This is a genomic window from Sporosarcina sp. FSL W7-1349, from assembly GCF_038003045.1.
Taxonomy (GTDB): Bacteria; Bacillota; Bacilli; order Bacillales_A; family Planococcaceae; genus Sporosarcina.
Map to the genome: position 1 here is coordinate 388,448 of NZ_JBBOOK010000003.1, position 15,588 is coordinate 404,035.

The window sequence follows — 15,588 nt, forward strand, 5'->3', positions numbered from 1 at the left end:
AACACCACCATTTTCATAATAGTTCTATCTTAGTTTTTTGATCCGATCGCCAACAGCAATTCCCTCAGCACTTTGCATGCAACTGCTGTCGAAACGCCGCTTTGATCATAAAACGGGGATAGTTCATTGACATCGCAACCGACGATATTCAATTCACTTACTTGAAGAATCGCTTGCAATAAATCCATGAAACAGACGCCGCCCGCTTCCGGTGTCCCGGTTCCTGGGAAGACGGACGGATCGAGCACGTCCAAGTCGATTGTCAGGTAGATCGGTTTTCCTTTCAATTTCCCAATGACATCGAGCAGGCCATTAAAATTAAAGCGATTTGTATAGACCCGATCTTTGCCCCATTCGAATTCACTCCGGTCGCCTGAGCGAATGCCGAATTGGTAGATTCGGTCGTCTCCGAGCAAGTCCCAAACTCGGTGGATGACCGTTGCATGCGATAATGTCTCGCCTAAATAGTCATCCCGCAAGTCGGCATGCGCATCGAATTGGATGACATGTACATCCGGATATTGCTTGGCGATGGCTCGCATCGTCCCCAATGTGACGAGATGCTCGCCGCCGATCATGCACGGAATTTTGCCGTCAGATAAGACGTTTGCCGTGAATTCTTCGATTTGGCTGAGTGCCCGTTCCGTATTGCCGAAGCTCAGTTCCAGGTCGCCGCCATCGAATATGGCGATATCCTCCAAATCTTTATCCTGATAGGGGCTGTACGTCTCGATTCCGAACGAATCGCCGCGCATCGCTTTGCTGGCGAAGCGGGTGCCGGGACGGAAGGAGGTCGTCGAGTCGAAGGGGGCGCCGAAAATGACGATGCCCGATTCTTCATATTCATTATCACAGCCGATGAAAGTTTCAATGTTTCGGTTCAACATCTTTCAATTGCTCCTTTACATAGTTTGGGAGAGCAAACGAACCAACGTGGATCTTCGGATTATAATATCGCGTTTTCAGACCCAGGCCGTTCCATGCAGAGGCATCCAGATCCTCGATCGGATCATACTTCTTCGAAGCGAAGCCGAATAGCCAATGGCCGGATGGATAGGTCGGAATATGCACTTGATAGACGTCGGAAATCGGGAAGAATCCCATAATCTTTTGATGGGCACGCTTCATGCCCCGCGCATCTTCCTCATAGAAAGGACTTTCATGCTGATTGACCAGTATCCCTTCATCCGTCAGTGCCTTATAACAATTCCCATAAAATTCTTTCGTAAACAGACCTTCCCCCGGACCGAATGGATCGGTTGAATCGACGATGATCAGGTCGTATTCACTCTCTTTCTTCCGGACGAATTTCAATCCATCTTCGTAATACAAGTTCACTCGGGGATCGGTCAATTTGGAAGCAGTTTGCGGCAAGTATTCCATGCACACCTCGACGACCATTTGATCGATTTCCACCATGTCGATGTTTTCGATGGTTGGGTACTTCACCAATTCCCGCACCGTTCCGCCATCTCCAGCACCGATGACGAGAACATTCTTAATATGCGGGTTTGTCGCCATCGCCACATGTGTGATCATTTCATGGTAGATGAACTCGTCTTTTTCCGTACACATGACGAGCCCGTCCAATGTTAAAACCCGACCGAATTCAGGCGTCTGTAAAATGTCGATCTTCTGGAAATCACTTTGGCCCGAATAGAGGTGTTTATCCACTTTGATGGAAAATTTCACATTGGGCGAGTGGTGTTCCGTGAACCATAAATTCATGCCTCGACCTCCTCTTTCAATACATTGATGAATTCGATACGGCTATCTTCGGTACCGGTGAGGAAACAACCTTTTTCTTTGCAATAATCGATATACGCAACGATTTCTTCGGTGATTCGTTCGCCGGGAGCGAGAATCGGGATGCCGGGCGGGTAGGCCATGACGAATTCGCTTGCAACATGACCGGCGCTTTCCGCAATCGGCAATGTCTTCTTTGACGCATAGAATGCCGTCTGGGGTGTCTCCGCAATAATCGGCTTAATGTATTCATGGTCGAATAAATTGCTTTTGTCCCGCGAGTACCGTCTTTTGATTTCACCCAAGGCGGCTACGAGGCGTTCCAAGTCGAGCTGGCGATCCCCGACCGAAATATAGGCCAGCAGATTGGCAAGATCCCCGAATTCAATCTGGATATCGTACTCGTCGCGTAAAATATCATATACTTCAACGCCGGCGAGTCCGATGTCAATCGTATGTACGGATAATTTGGTCACGTCGTAATCGTACACCGTATCGCCGTCGATCAATTCTTTAGAAAACGCGTAATAGCCGTCGATCTTATTGATTTCATCCCGAGTGTACTGAGCCATCTCTGTCACTTTGCGGAATGTCTCTTTTCCGTGAAGCGCCAGATTCCTCCGTGAAATGTCGAGGGAGGAGAGCAATAGATAAGAACCGCTCGTCGTTTGAGTCAAGTTGATGATTTGCCGGGTGTATCCTTCGCCAATCTCATTATTGATTAATAAAAACGAACTTTGCGTCAATGAACCCCCTGATTTGTGCATGCTAACGGACGCCATGTCCGCACCGACGGACATCGCGGAAGCAGGGAGGTCCTCCCCGAAATAGAAGTGGGTCCCATGGGCTTCATCGACAAGCACGAGCATGTCATGTTCATGCGCCAAATCGGTGATGGCCTGTAAATTGGAACAGATGCCGTAATAGGTAGGGTTGTTGATCAAAATTGCCTTGGCATCCGGATTTTCCAAGATTGCCTGCTTTACGTCATCCACGGACATGCCGAGCGGGATTCCGAGCTTGCTATTCACCCCAGGATTAACGTAGACCGGAACGGCGCCGCTCAATATGAGTGCATTGATGGCGCTGCGATGGACATTGCGCGGCATGATAATCTTTTCCCCCGCTTTGCAGGCGGTCATGACCATCGCTTGGACCGCGGAAGTCGTGCCATTCACCATAAAGAACGCATGCTTTGCCCCGAAAGCCTCGGCAGCCAATTGTTCCGCCTCCCGGATGACCGACACGGGATGGCATAAGTTGTCGAGCGGTTTCATCGAGTTGACATCGAAGGACAATGCTTTTTCGCCCAAAAAGTCGGCCAAGGCAGGATTTCCGCGGCCGCGCTTGTGGCCCGGCACATCGAACGGGACGACCCGCGCTGCTTTGTATTCATTCAAGGCTTCCATAATAGGGGCTCTATGTTGTATAAGAGTTCCCATCGTATCACCCCTTACTCAATTTTCATCATATATATTGGATCCGCTGAAAATCTCAATCATTTCTTTGCGTAAATTATTCGTAATGCGGAGTCTTTCCTTCGGCGGGATTTCATAGACGTCCGTATTGAACAAGTAATTCTGGAGATCAATATCTTTGATCAACAGCTTGGTGTGAAAGATGTTGGATTGATACACATTCACATCGATCGCATCGTATTTCTGTAATGTTTCGCTATCGATATAATCCTGGATCGATGTCATCTTATGATCCATAAATAGCTTTTTCCCTTGATCGTTCCTTGTGAATCCTCGAACCCGATAATCGGTTGTGATAATATCCGAATCGAAGCTCCCAATCAGATAATCGAGTGCTCTCAACGGCGATATTTCACCGCATGTTGAAACTTCGATATCCACCCGGAAGGTAGCGATCGAATTGTCTGGGTGATATTCAGGATACGTGTGGACGGTGACATGGCTTTTATCGAGATGACCGACGACGGAATCCCGGGTTTTCAGAATGTTCATCTCCCCGCGGTTGCATGATTCGTCGATCAGTCCGACTGGAATCGATTCCTCCGTGATCAAGATCGTCACGCTTGCACCTTGCGGATCATAATCCTGCTTGCTCACATTCAACACATGAGCTCCGATAATTTCCGTCACATTATATAGGATTTTCGTCAATCGTTCAGAGTTGTATTGCTCATCGATATAGGCAATATAATCCTTCTGCTCCCGCTCACTTTTTGCATAGCTCACATCATAGATGTTAAAGCTAAGTGTTTTGGTGAGGTTGTTAAAGCCGTACAATTTCAGCTTATTTTCCAACCCGACACTCACGCCTTTCACTTGAAGATAAGTGTTATCACTTCGAATCTAAAGCACAATTATAATCGCTTTATTTGACAATGTCGAACAAAACTTTTCCTCACGGATATATAGCGAATTGACGACTTTCTGCAAGGTTCGAAACTTCAAAAAAAGCAACCGTCCACCGTAGTCAGGTTCGACAGTTGCTCCAGGATTGAAAACCGAAATGGAAATTCTCCGACGCTATGCAGTCTTCCTTTATTATACATTGCATAGCGAACCTGAACAACTTTGAAGTTGCGGCTATGGAGTGAACCGGATCAACCGATCATCCCCCTGCGATGGATTGCCGCGGCCGTCGGTATTATTCGTAATGAAGTAAAGTGAACGGCCGTCCGAGTATACGTCCCGGACTCGGCCAAACCCTTGCATCCGGTCGACGATTTCTGCTTTGTCCGGATCGATGACCAAGATAGCTTGCCCTCGAAGTGCTGCTACATATAGTAGTCCTTTGTGGAAAGCCATGCCGGAAGGGGCCCATGTTTCAGTTGGACCGGAAGTGAGCAGTGGTGCCTCCAGTCCATCCCGCGTCTCGGTCCCTTCAATGAGCGGCCACCCATAATTATGGCCACGAACAATGACATTGATTTCATCATTAGCGGACTGCCCATGTTCAGAGGCGAATAATATCCCGTTTGTATCCCATGCCAGTCCTTGGGGATTCCGATGTCCTAAGCTAAATATATGGAAGGAACCGTCCGCTTGGAGCGCGAGGATTTTCCCGTTCCATTCATTCGGATCTTGTGCAGATTCCGGACGGGCCCCGTCCCCAATGGTCGCAAAAAGCGTTCCATCAGGGGAGAGGGCAAGGCGTCCGCCATGATGGACAGGGCCAGAGCGGATGTTATCAAGCAGTATGTCTTGTTCTCTCCACGAATCCCCGTCATAGGCCAATGTGACAATCCGGTTGATCGGACTGCCATTTGAATCATACGTATAGTAGGCATAAGCCAAACGGGATGAATGGAAATCCGGATGGAGCACAAATCCCAACAATCCGGCCTCTGCTACGTTGGACAGCGGCTGCGATAAATGGACGGAATCTCGTGTGATAGCGCTGCCGGGTTCCACTTTCACGATAGTTCCGGTACGTTCCGAAATGAAAAACTGCCCCTCGTCCGCCGCAATGGACCAAGGCGAATTCAAACCAGTTGCCACTGTTTCGAATGATGGCGGACCGCCAACCGGTTGCGTTTGTTTGGAACAGCCAAGTAGCATGAGAAGGAGGACAAGCGGAAAGAAGCGTTTCATCAGTTTCACTCCTATACAGATGGTATACCCTGAACGGCTAAATTTGAACAATATTTAAAGCAAGCTTAATTAACTGATTGCTATTACTTTTGTTTGAACACATGATTAAATTGATTGCCTACAGAAAACGGAACATCCGATATGTAATAATCCGATTCCATTTAGAAAAGTACATAGAGACACCCCACTCCTATACAAAAAGAATATCATTGGAGGCAATCCGGATGGAACGATTCGACCTTCGTTGAAAAAATAGAAGAAACAGGCAGACGTTCCGACCGGGTGCCTGCCTGTTAGAGATGGTTTTCTGCTAGGTATGCGATTTACCTTGGGGTGTTCCAGTTTTCCGGCAAGGTGTCTGATTTTCAGTGCAAGGTGTCCCGGTTCACTTCAAGGGAGTACGGATTTTCCGGCGAATCCTATCACCGAACCCGATCTTCACTCATCAACTCGGATACCGTTCCGACTACATATCCTTTCTTTTTAATTTCTCCAATCATCCGATCCAATCCTTCTGCCGTCGGCTTGGTCGGATGCATAAGAATCATTGTGCCGTTTTCCACTTTGGACAGAACCCGATTGACCATTTCCGTCGTGTCGGGATTGCGCCAATCGACCGTATCTGCTGTCCACAGAATGGTATACATACCGAGCTCCCGGGCGATTTCGATTGTCCGTTGATTGAAACTGCCGCTTGGCGGGGCGAACCAGGTCGGCGTCAGTCCGAGGACTTCCTCGATCACGTCGTTCGTCTTCTGCAGTTCCTCTCTCGTCTTCGCCTCCGAAGATTTTGCCAAATCAGGATGGCTGTACGCATGGCTGCCGATTTCATGGCCGTGTAACTGAATCAAGCGTGCCAAATCGGAATTTTTCTTCGTCCAGCTGCCATCCAGAAAGAACGTCGCTTTCGCTTCGTTCTTATCCAATACCCGGAGGATGGGTTCGATGAATTCATTCCCCCAGGCAACGTTAATCAGCAGGGAAATCATCGGCTTTTCCGGGTTGCCGCGGTAAATAGGGGAGGGCGGCAGGTCGCTTAAATGGACGGAGGGTGATACTTCTTTCCAGACGATCTGTTGTTCACTGAAACGGGTTCCCATCTTTTTTAAGCTTTTCTTCTGATCGACGGCTAGGCCGTTATAGCCGGAGATCGCTTTCCACACCCGGTCCATCTTTGCATCGATCGGTGGAATGTCGTGCTCTTGTGCATACGCCTTGATAGTCGTAGCCGTCGAATTTTCTTCATAAGATGTCGTGATGGAAGCGGAGGAGTCTCCCCGTGTAGTCCACGGCTGCAATCCGATCCATAGAGTGGCCATAACTAGTAAAGCGAAAAATCTCTGTTTCATGATGTCCTCCTCCAATGACATTTATTTGTATTCATTCCCTTAATCGGAATTTCAATACAAAAAGAAAGGATGCGGGTTTTGTACATTCAGCAAGTCCGCTGTTTTCCGAATCGGAAACTAACAGTGACAGGCAAGGGCAGTGTAGCCGTTTCGCCGAATGTGGCGAAGATCCAATTAGAAGTGAGCACGGAAAATTTGCACGAATGTGCAGCGCAGCAGGAAAACGCCGAAATTATGAATCGGGTATTGGATGCCTTGATTCGCGCCGGCATTCCACGGGATCAGATCCAAACGGCCTCGTATACGATATTTCCTCGGTATGATTTCGTGGAAGGGGAACAAATACTCAGGGGATACGAAGTAAACCACGCGATTACAGTTACAATCCCGGAAATCGACCGTGTCGGGGAAATAATCGATTTGGCAGTCCAAAACGGAGCGAACCGTGTTTCCAATATCCACTTCAGGGTGGAAAATGAAGAGCTGTATTACCGGCAGGCATTAATTCTTGCCATGGAGGATGCGCGCTCCAAAGCAAAGACATTGGGCGATGCAATGGGTGTTCAAGTGAATCCCATCCCTATAGAAGTCATCGAAGAAAGAATTTCGCAAGCGATCCCATTTCAAACCATGGCGCTGACGGCGCGAGAGGCCGCCACTCCAATCGAACCAGGTCAGTTGGAAATAACCGCTGTTGTGAACGCTCAATTTATCTATTAAAGGATGACATCAAATCTTGCCACCTGGCATACGTTGTTCTGAGGAGTGATGAGATTTGGAAAGACCGTCATTTCGGGGAAGTTTTCGACCATATGTCTCCCCTCTTGACCCTTGTCCGCCCATTCTTGTGAAGACGTTCGTCTTGCCGCCACAACTTTTCATGGATTTCCAGCCTCCGGGTCTTCCACAATTCTCACCAGAACAAGCATTGATTCACGGTTCGCTCTGGCCGGCCCTAGTGGATGGATTTTCACGGAAGGAGGGCATATCGTGAGTTCGTTTGAAGAGGAACGCGAGATGATGCTGCGTGTGCAGGAAGCCGATTTTGTCGTCGTCGAACTGACATTGTACACAAATACGCATCCTGATGATGAGGAAGGGCTAATGCAATGGAGGGAAGCGATCAAAGAAGCGGCCCGCGTCCGGCGTCAATACGAAAATCGATACGGCCCGCTATCCCTCTATTCGGTGCCGTCGGAACAGGCCCTGGAAGCAGGCTGGCGTTGGAATCAACCACCATGGCCGTGGCAACGGTAATAAGGGGGAAATGGTATGTGGGTGTATGAGAAAAAACTGCTCTACCCGGTCGAAGTAAGTACGTGTAATCCAAAGCTAGCTAGATTTCTCATGGAGCAGTATGGCGGGGCGGACGGGGAGTTGGCGGCAGCCCTACGGTACATGAATCAACGTTATACGGTTCCTGACAAAGTCATCGGAGTTCTCAATGACATTGCAACGGAAGAATTTTCCCACTTGGAAATGTTGGCGACCATGATTTATAAGCTGACGAAGGACGCAACTCCTGAACAGTTGGAAGAGGCGGGACTCGGCGCTCATTTTGTCAATCATGGGCATGCTCTTTTTTATGAAAATGCTGGTGGTGTCCCGTTTACCTCAACGTATATCCAGGCAAAGGGCGATCCGATCGCCGATTTGTACGAAGACATCGCGGCGGAAGAAAAAGCACGGGCGACCTATCAATGGCTTATCGACATTTCCGATGATCCATCTATCAACGATTCCTTACGATTCTTGCGGGAGCGGGAAAACGTCCACTCCATGCGCTTCCGGGAAGCGGTAGAAGTTCTGAAGGAAGAACGCGATCGCAAGAAAATATTTTGATGTTGGACCGTCTTCTAATTTGGAGACGGTTTTTAATTGTTAAAAGTTTTGAAACATAAAAAGGAGGAAAGATATAAAGGATAGACATTCGGCCAAAACCTTAGGCAACAAATGAAACCTTCCCGAATGTGAATCGTATAACAGAGTAGGAAAAAATCGATTTACCATTATAAATCTCATCTGTCACAGCGGAAGGAGGAAGACATATGGACAACCCAAAATTTATGTCTGATCAAGAATTCGATCGTATTTTCGATGAAAAGACAACGGAAATCAATGAGCAGCTCGAAAGGGAAGTGCTCATCGCGATGATTGGGGATGTCAATGCCGGGAAATCCTCGACGCTGAACCAGCTGATGGAGGCGGACGTCGCAGAAGTCGGAGCGAAGCCAGGTGAGACGGTGGAGGTAAAGAAGTACATATACAAGCAAAACATCGTCTTTGTCGATACACCGGGACTGGATGATATCCATAAAGAGCATTCCGCGGAGACGCTGAAGTTCTATAAACAGGCTGATTTGATTTTATTTTTCCTAAACGCTGCCGGCACGGTATTGTCGGATATGGAGCTCGTTTCGTTGAAAAAGATCGCCAAGGTGAATAAAGACATCATCCTCGTGCTGAATAAAATCGACGCGGCCGAAGATATCGGCGGCCTCGTGAAATATATCCAAGATCACACGAACTATGAGTATCCCGTCACTCCGATTTCTTCGCGTACAGGCGAGAACATCAGCATGTTGCAAAATGAGATTTTAAGATTGTTGGAAGGTAAAAAAAAGGACATTTTGATGGCCGCGAATATGGCGGGTAAGTCGTCTATCGCCAATAAGTGGATTCTCGGTGCAGGCGGATCAGCGGCCGCGATCGGCGCCCTCCCGATGCCCGGATCCGATTTCGTGCCGCTGACCGCACTGCAAGTCGGACTCTTGCTACGTCTTTCCACGCTGTATGGCAAGCCGATTTCCAAAGATCATGCGAAGGAATTGATTATCGCTACGGTCGTCGGCAATGTCGGAAAGACGATTTTCCGCCAAATCATCAAAGTCGTCCCTGGAGCAGGTATGGTAGCCGGGGCCAGCGTGGCGGGCGCGATGACGATTGCCCTTGGACATGCAGTCAAATATGCGCATGAGAACAATATCGAACTGACTCCGAACGCATTATTACCCCTTTACAAGAAATTTTTGAAGAAAGGGAAATGAAAAACGGAACAAGCCATTCTCGGCCTGTTCCGTTTTTATTTAAAACTCTTCAAACACGCCGATCTCTTTCCAATAGGCTTCCTCACTAATAGCGTCGCGGACCACTTTAGCAGGGACTTGTACTTGATTGACGGTTTCATCGTGGCGGAACGTTTGGGTGAGCTGTTCTTTGATGAAGACAGAGTCTTCGTCGGTTTCAATCGTCGTCCCGGTTATCGTGAGCGCGTGAAACGGCAAGGACGTCCGCTTGTCAAATTGCGTGGCCATGTACCGATTCGTCCTGTTGGCAACAAGGTCATCTTCCAAATTCTCATCGTTTATCCGCTCCACTAAGACAAGCACGTCTCCATAGTCATACAGTTGCAAAAAACTGTTATCCTCAACTCTTTTCAGATGGTCAATCGGGTGGGGAGCGGGCAAGTAAGTCTCCATAAGTGTCAAAGAAGGTACATCTCCCAGCCGGACCCATTTACCGATGTCTTCCTTGTACTCCCATACTCCCTTATTCGTAAAATAGAGTTCAGACGTCTGTTTCACCGGTTTGCCGTCCAATTCGGATTCCATAATCGTCTCCATGGACAAGGCGTTCGGCTTTTCATTTACGGTCAAATTGGCGTCAAGCGTGAATTCGACGGTGTCCGGATCGTACGAGAAGACGGTTCGATGGTCCAGTGTGCTTTTGGACGAATAGCCGGTAAATTCCACGGCGGCCATCTTGTCCAAGAAAGTCCCGATGTCCCGGGATCGGTTGGTCGTCACGTGGATTGCGGACCGATCTTTTGAAAATGAAGCGTTGAACCCTTCCAAGGTGGATAAAAATTCATCCGATACATAGTGTGCCGCATTGTGGCGAGTGTGTGGAAACTCGGTACCTACTCCTTCGCCATTCACATAAATCGCATCCGAGTTGAGCTTGAATTCGATTGTAAGAAATGAATTGGTCGCCTGCACATCACCTGAATTCCCGGCAGAAACATGAAATCCGGCCGCTTCGAATAGTGGCTGCACGGGCAGGAGGACTTGTCCGCCTTTTTCGAGTAACGGCTGCTCAGTTCCCTCGATTTTAACGCCGTCCACGAAAAACTCCAAAGGTTGATCTGCTGCTTTAGTTGAAACGCCAATGAACCCTGTTAATAGGATAGTAAAGAGGACGATTGCATATTTTCTCATGATTACCCCTCCGATCGATGAATAAAAAAGAAGACATACCAATATATACCCGCTAGAGAGCGATTAGAACCTAGCGGAAAAAAGGTTTTTCGCAGCAGATCGTTTGGAGGTGCGCGTATTTTCCGTTCTGCCAAAACAAAAGGCGTTCACCGCAATTGTGAACGCCTGTCCATATCTATCAGATTCTTTTTCCAGGGGGGATGCCGGCGGATGGGTTTTCCGTAGGGAATTCGATTTGGTTTTCGGGCTGCTGAAGATTAGCTCCCAAATTTGGATCGGTCCCTGCGCCATCTAAACTGGCTGCGCCGCCATTGCCGGAAATACGTTGACCATACTCGCCCTGATCTACGTACAGCAGCATGCTTCCTCCTTCGAGCAGCTTATAATAATTCTCCGCCTGAATCGGATCGAGACCCATATTTCCGAGTGCTCCGCGCACTGGTTCCTCTCCCGAAAACAACGAAGTGAACCGGTCCCACCAGGAACCACCGTCCGGCCGCTCGATTTCCACTCCTGTCCGAGCTTTCACCATCGTGATATCCGTGTCGCGCCTCGCCAGGACATACAGATTATCGTCACTATAACCTTTCAGCTTCAATTCATCAATTTTTGCAATCAAATCATTTTCATTATCAAACACACCGATAAAAGATGTCTCCGCCACGTTTTTCGCCTCCTGAATTCTTGTTGCACTTCCATACCCTTCCCGGACAACCATTCAAACAACGCCAGCCGGTCGAAATGTTCGTCCTTTCACGAAATGTCCGCTATGATGAAAAGGGAAAGGAATGGATTTACATGAATATCGGTTTAATCGGAACAGGTTCCATTGGAAACTTTCTCTTACAGAAAATCAATAAAGAGAAGCGGTTGCCTGGCTGCCAGATTACGGCAGTTTTTGATGAACGGGAAAAGGCGAAGATGACCTTGCCAAGACTGCTGAACACGTATCGCTTCACCGCTTTCCATGACGTGGAAGCATTTTTGAAGTCGGATGTCGATATTGTCGTCGAATGCGCCAATATTGAAGTTGTCCGCTCCTACGCTGCTCAAATCGTCCAGGAGAAAGATCTGCTCCTGATCAGCGTCGGCGCGTTGGCAGATATTACATTATACGAAGAACTTAAAGCCAATGCCAAAGCGCATGGCCATAAAATATATCTGCCTGCCGGCGCAATCGGTGGATTGGATGCGATACGGGCAGCGCAAGTCGGGGGCGGATTACGAAGGGTCTCCTTGGAAACCCGGAAACCGGCAAACTCTTTATCGGATCAGCCATTCGCCGAAGAGACTGTCCTTTTTGAAGGCTCGGCCAAAGAGGCGATTCACCGATTCCCGCAAAATGCCAATGTCGCCATCATTCTCGCTTTAGCAGGCGTCGGAATTCATGACACTGATGTCCGGATCATTGCCGATCCCCAAGCAGAGCATAATATCCACATGATTCAAGCAATTGGGGATTTCGGAAAACTAACGGTTCAGCTCGAAAACCACCCATCGACGCATAATCCGAAAACGAGCCAATTGACGGGACTCAGTATTTTAGCCGCGTTGCAATCATTGGATTCGGAAATTCAGATAGGATAACTCAAAAAGCGGATGGCCTATAACAAGGCGATCCGCTTTTCATTCATCCATTTGTTCTTGGTTTCGCCGGATCGCAATCGGGGGAGGGGACTTCCGCCGTTTCCGCCAGCTTCGTCAAATAATAGCATTCTTCCCGCGCCATATGGTCAGCCATGAGCGGCGTCAACGTACCAAGCCCCTTTTTGGTGAGGCCCAACTCCTCCAACTCCCGCAAGAAAGCTTTGAATATGGTCATTTCCAAATGGACATCATTATGAAATTTAGACAGAGCTGGAAACTTGGTCGCATTCGTCCGTAAAAATCCGGTCAATTCAATCGCTTTCAGATAAAAGGCATCCCAATCTTTCATGAATTTGTGGCTCTTCTTTTTCAACGGTCTCTCAACCCGATCCAGATGATCGTTGATGGCCCCTGCATGGCCGGCTGCATCCAATAGCCAAAGCAAATCATGGTGGAGCGGGTGGACAGGTGGCGGCATTTCCTCTTTTTCCAAATAGGAGAACAAACGGATTGCCTCTTCCACTTCATTGACCATATGGTTTAGAAAAGTGGGGGTCAGGGAGATTTTAATGTTCCCGACGAGTTGTTCTCGGATGATTGAAAGTTTATAAGTACGGATCATTTCACTGGCAGATTTCGATTTTTGAAGAAGGAGTAGAAGAGCACGCCGATCTAGAGAACGCTTCGAGTCTGCCAGCAAAGAATCGAATTGTTGGATGAAGGCGTCCGCTTGCTCGATAAAAGTCTTCTGGCCCGGCGCCAATGAGTCATGGATAAAGCGTCCGTGATCGCCCAAAATTTGCAGCCAAAAATGAAGTTCATCCCGCGCCGTTTTTGTAAAATCCTTGCTCAAACCTACCACCTCCGGATTCCTCCTGACCACTATATGAGAAGTTATTCCGGAATATGAGGGACGTATGCTACACTAGACAGAACAATCACTCAATCGGGAGGAAAATCGGATGTACGAATTAAAAACAAAAGAGACGGACGACAGCGTCATCGAATTCATTGAACAGGTGGATCACCCGAAGAAACGGGAAGATGCGTATCGCCTTCTCGATATTTTCACCGAAACGACAGGCTATGAGCCGAAATTATGGGGGCCGAGCATCATCGGTTTCGGATCGTATCATTATATCTACAAAACAGGCCATGAAGGGGACGCCCCGTTAGTCGGCTTCTCTCCACGGAAAGCGAAAATCAGCCTATACTTTGCAACCGGCGATCCGGAACGGGAAGCGCTGCTTGCCAAATTCGGCAAGCATACGTCAGGAAAAGCCTGTGTCTATATCAATAAGGTCGATGACATCGACGTGGAAGTTTTGAAGGAATTAATCACCCAGTCGGTCGAGTTCCTGCAGGAGTTGTATCCAGGAGAACCGTTTGGCGAATCTGAAGATGGCGACAGCGTCCAGTGAAATAAACACATACCGTTTCACCGGGTGAGTGACGGTTTCTTTCTTATGCTCGTTACTGACAGTTGGATAGTATTTTCTCATTAGGCGAGTGCAGGAAGGAATATCCAAAGTGGAGGGGTTCAAATATTCTATATCGGAGGGGGAGTATTGTGAAAACAATCGTGGAAGTTTGCCCGATTTGCGGGAAAGGGAATAATTGTTGTAACGGAAAAGAAAAGTCTTTGGGAGATTGCTGGTGTACGCAGGAATCCTTTCCACAAGAGATTTTCGATGAAGTGCCCGCCGATCAACTTCGGAAAACATGCATTTGCCAAGATTGCCTGGATTCATTCAAAAGCCGTGCTCCCGTAAAATAGGAAGCACGGCGGTTTTTATGAAAGCGTAGCACTCGAATCTTCTTCTTTTCCAGCCACTCCGGCACTTTCGAAAGTGGCCATCTCATTGATCATATGGACCGCCGCTTGCAAAATCGGGAAGGCGACAGCCGCCCCGGTTCCTTCACCGAGCCGCATATCCAATTGGACGATCGGTTGTTTTCTGATATGCTGGATGGCCGTAAGATGTCCGGGTTCCGCCGATTGATGGGATAGAATCATATAGTCCGCTACACGGGGATCAATCAATTTAGCCAATAGAGCCGATACAGTGCAGATGAACCCATCTAGCAGAATCGGCACCCGGTTTTCAGCAGCAGCCAGCATCGCACCAGCCATCGCACCCATTTCCAACCCGCCAACTTTGGACAGGATATCGTAGGCGTCTTGCGGGTTGGGTTTGTGACGTTCTACCGCTTCGCGGACGACTGAAATTTTTCGTTCATGCTGGGTGGAAGAAATGCCTGTCCCATACCCGACGATGGAGGCGGGATCGGCCCCGGTAATCGCGGACAACACGGCACTGCTCGCAGTCGTATTGCCGATGCCGACTTCTCCGACAATTAGGCATTTCACACCGCCGCCCAGCAAACGCTCCGCTTCCGAATAACCGACAGCAACCGCTTGCTCCGCCTCTTCCCGAGTCATCGCCAACTCTGTCAAAAAGCTTCCGGTACCTGGTCGAATCTTTCTCGGGCTGACAGCTTCCTCCGCGACTTCGCCGGCGACTCCGACATCGACCACTTGGAACGTGGCACCAATCTGCCTGCCAAAGACATTGATGGCAGCCCCACCTTGCACGATATTGGACACCATTTGAACGGTCACTTCTTGGGGGAACGCCGAAACGCCTTCCCGCACAACACCGTGATCCGCGGCAAACACCAAGATGCCAGGCGGTGTAATCTCAAGTGTACGAGTGCCTTTCATTCTCGCCAGCTCCACCGCCAATTCTTCCAATCGGCCCAAGCTTCCCACCGGTTTCGTCAACGTGGCCGAATACGCCTCGGCCTCATCACCTGCTTGAAGATCCAGCGCAGGTATGTTCACTTGAATCATTAAAAAACCCCATCTTTCTTTAATTAAATAAAATTTGAGTATTGCGGTTTATAAATTACTATTATCTTCCGGACGTTTTTGAAGCCTCTCAACGTTGCAGGTGACCCTTCTAACGTTTTTCAGGAACTTCCCAACGTTTTGTTTCAACCTCACAACGTTCAAGCCAAACCACTAAACGTTTCCCAAACCCTTACAACGTTTTGGCTGACGCTCACAATGTTTTCGTCAAAGTTCTCAACGTTCACAACCAACCGCACAACGTTTTGGTC

Annotated in this window: 18 protein-coding genes; 8 read left to right on the plus strand and 10 right to left on the minus strand. The window is 48.5% G+C overall.

What is annotated here, in order from left to right:
* Positions 1 to 29: 29 nt before the first annotated feature.
* The 6 genes from speB to MKY41_RS20520 all read right to left on the minus strand — a co-directional run bounded on the left by speB (position 30) and on the right by MKY41_RS20520 (position 6,661).
* Positions 30 to 887: an agmatinase gene (gene speB, locus MKY41_RS20495; protein ID WP_340746811.1), complete on the minus strand. Its 858-nt coding sequence runs from the start codon at positions 885 to 887 to the stop codon at positions 30 to 32.
* A complete protein-coding gene (gene speE, locus MKY41_RS20500) occupies positions 868 to 1,728 on the minus strand; it encodes a polyamine aminopropyltransferase (protein ID WP_340746812.1) in 861 nt (286 codons plus the stop codon). The genes speB and speE overlap by 20 nt, the downstream gene beginning before the upstream one ends.
* A complete protein-coding gene (locus tag MKY41_RS20505; RefSeq protein WP_340746813.1) occupies positions 1,725 to 3,188 on the minus strand; it encodes an aminotransferase class I/II-fold pyridoxal phosphate-dependent enzyme in 1,464 nt (487 codons plus the stop codon). The genes speE and MKY41_RS20505 overlap by 4 nt, the downstream gene beginning before the upstream one ends.
* A 15-nt stretch (positions 3,189 to 3,203) precedes the next feature.
* A complete protein-coding gene (gene speD / locus MKY41_RS20510; protein WP_197540004.1) occupies positions 3,204 to 4,019 on the minus strand; it encodes an adenosylmethionine decarboxylase in 816 nt (271 codons plus the stop codon).
* Between the two features lie 285 nt (positions 4,020 to 4,304).
* Positions 4,305 to 5,312, minus strand: coding sequence for a PQQ-dependent sugar dehydrogenase (locus MKY41_RS20515; RefSeq protein ID WP_340746814.1), 1,008 nt, complete (start codon positions 5,310 to 5,312; stop codon positions 4,305 to 4,307).
* 422 nt (positions 5,313 to 5,734) lie between these two features.
* Positions 5,735 to 6,661 (minus strand): polysaccharide deacetylase family protein, encoded by a 927-nt coding sequence (locus MKY41_RS20520; RefSeq protein ID WP_340746815.1) that lies wholly within the window; start codon positions 6,659 to 6,661, stop codon positions 5,735 to 5,737.
* A gap of 78 nt (positions 6,662 to 6,739) precedes the next feature.
* On the opposite strand from MKY41_RS20520, the gene MKY41_RS20525 reads away from it, so the two are divergent.
* The 5 genes from MKY41_RS20525 to MKY41_RS20545 all read left to right on the plus strand — a co-directional run bounded on the left by MKY41_RS20525 (position 6,740) and on the right by MKY41_RS20545 (position 9,708).
* Complete coding sequence (locus tag MKY41_RS20525) at positions 6,740 to 7,381, plus strand: SIMPL domain-containing protein (protein ID WP_340746816.1); 642 nt, start codon at positions 6,740 to 6,742, stop codon at positions 7,379 to 7,381.
* Between the two features lie 55 nt (positions 7,382 to 7,436).
* Positions 7,437 to 7,655: a spore coat associated protein CotJA gene (locus MKY41_RS20530; protein WP_340746817.1), complete on the plus strand. Its 219-nt coding sequence runs from the start codon at positions 7,437 to 7,439 to the stop codon at positions 7,653 to 7,655.
* Positions 7,652 to 7,918 (plus strand): spore coat protein CotJB, encoded by a 267-nt coding sequence (locus MKY41_RS20535; protein ID WP_340746818.1) that lies wholly within the window; start codon positions 7,652 to 7,654, stop codon positions 7,916 to 7,918. Before MKY41_RS20530 ends, MKY41_RS20535 begins: the two co-directional genes overlap by 4 nt.
* A 15-nt stretch (positions 7,919 to 7,933) precedes the next feature.
* Positions 7,934 to 8,503, plus strand: a complete 570-nt coding sequence (locus tag MKY41_RS20540) for a manganese catalase family protein (protein WP_340746819.1) — start codon at positions 7,934 to 7,936, stop codon at positions 8,501 to 8,503.
* Positions 8,504 to 8,709: 206 nt separating this feature from the next.
* Entirely contained in the window at positions 8,710 to 9,708 is a 999-nt protein-coding gene (locus MKY41_RS20545; RefSeq protein WP_340746820.1) for a YcjF family protein, read from the plus strand.
* 39 nt (positions 9,709 to 9,747) lie between these two features.
* On the opposite strand, the gene MKY41_RS20550 is transcribed toward MKY41_RS20545, so the two are convergent.
* Both MKY41_RS20550 and MKY41_RS20555 read right to left on the minus strand, forming a co-directional pair.
* Complete coding sequence (locus tag MKY41_RS20550; protein WP_340746821.1) at positions 9,748 to 10,878, minus strand: stalk domain-containing protein; 1,131 nt, start codon at positions 10,876 to 10,878, stop codon at positions 9,748 to 9,750.
* A 178-nt stretch (positions 10,879 to 11,056) separates the two neighbouring features.
* Complete coding sequence (locus MKY41_RS20555) at positions 11,057 to 11,542, minus strand: general stress protein (RefSeq protein ID WP_041075941.1); 486 nt, start codon at positions 11,540 to 11,542, stop codon at positions 11,057 to 11,059.
* A 134-nt stretch (positions 11,543 to 11,676) separates the two neighbouring features.
* Here MKY41_RS20555 and nadX point away from each other — a divergent pair, with 134 nt between their 5' ends.
* Complete coding sequence (gene nadX, locus MKY41_RS20560; RefSeq protein ID WP_041077103.1) at positions 11,677 to 12,465, plus strand: aspartate dehydrogenase; 789 nt, start codon at positions 11,677 to 11,679, stop codon at positions 12,463 to 12,465.
* Between the two features lie 43 nt (positions 12,466 to 12,508).
* On the opposite strand, the gene MKY41_RS20565 is transcribed toward nadX, so the two are convergent.
* Positions 12,509 to 13,318: a DUF2935 domain-containing protein gene (locus MKY41_RS20565; protein WP_340746852.1), complete on the minus strand. Its 810-nt coding sequence runs from the start codon at positions 13,316 to 13,318 to the stop codon at positions 12,509 to 12,511.
* A 109-nt stretch (positions 13,319 to 13,427) separates the two neighbouring features.
* Here MKY41_RS20565 and MKY41_RS20570 point away from each other — a divergent pair, with 109 nt between their 5' ends.
* Entirely contained in the window at positions 13,428 to 13,886 is a 459-nt protein-coding gene (locus MKY41_RS20570; protein WP_052484141.1) for a DUF1801 domain-containing protein, read from the plus strand.
* A 161-nt stretch (positions 13,887 to 14,047) separates the two neighbouring features.
* A complete protein-coding gene (locus tag MKY41_RS20575; RefSeq protein WP_231860418.1) occupies positions 14,048 to 14,242 on the plus strand; it encodes a cysteine-rich CWC family protein in 195 nt (64 codons plus the stop codon).
* Between the two features lie 15 nt (positions 14,243 to 14,257).
* Here MKY41_RS20575 and cobT read toward each other — a convergent pair whose 3' ends face one another.
* A complete protein-coding gene (cobT, locus tag MKY41_RS20580) occupies positions 14,258 to 15,319 on the minus strand; it encodes a nicotinate-nucleotide--dimethylbenzimidazole phosphoribosyltransferase (RefSeq protein WP_340746822.1) in 1,062 nt (353 codons plus the stop codon).
* Between the last annotated feature and the right edge of the window lie 269 nt (positions 15,320 to 15,588).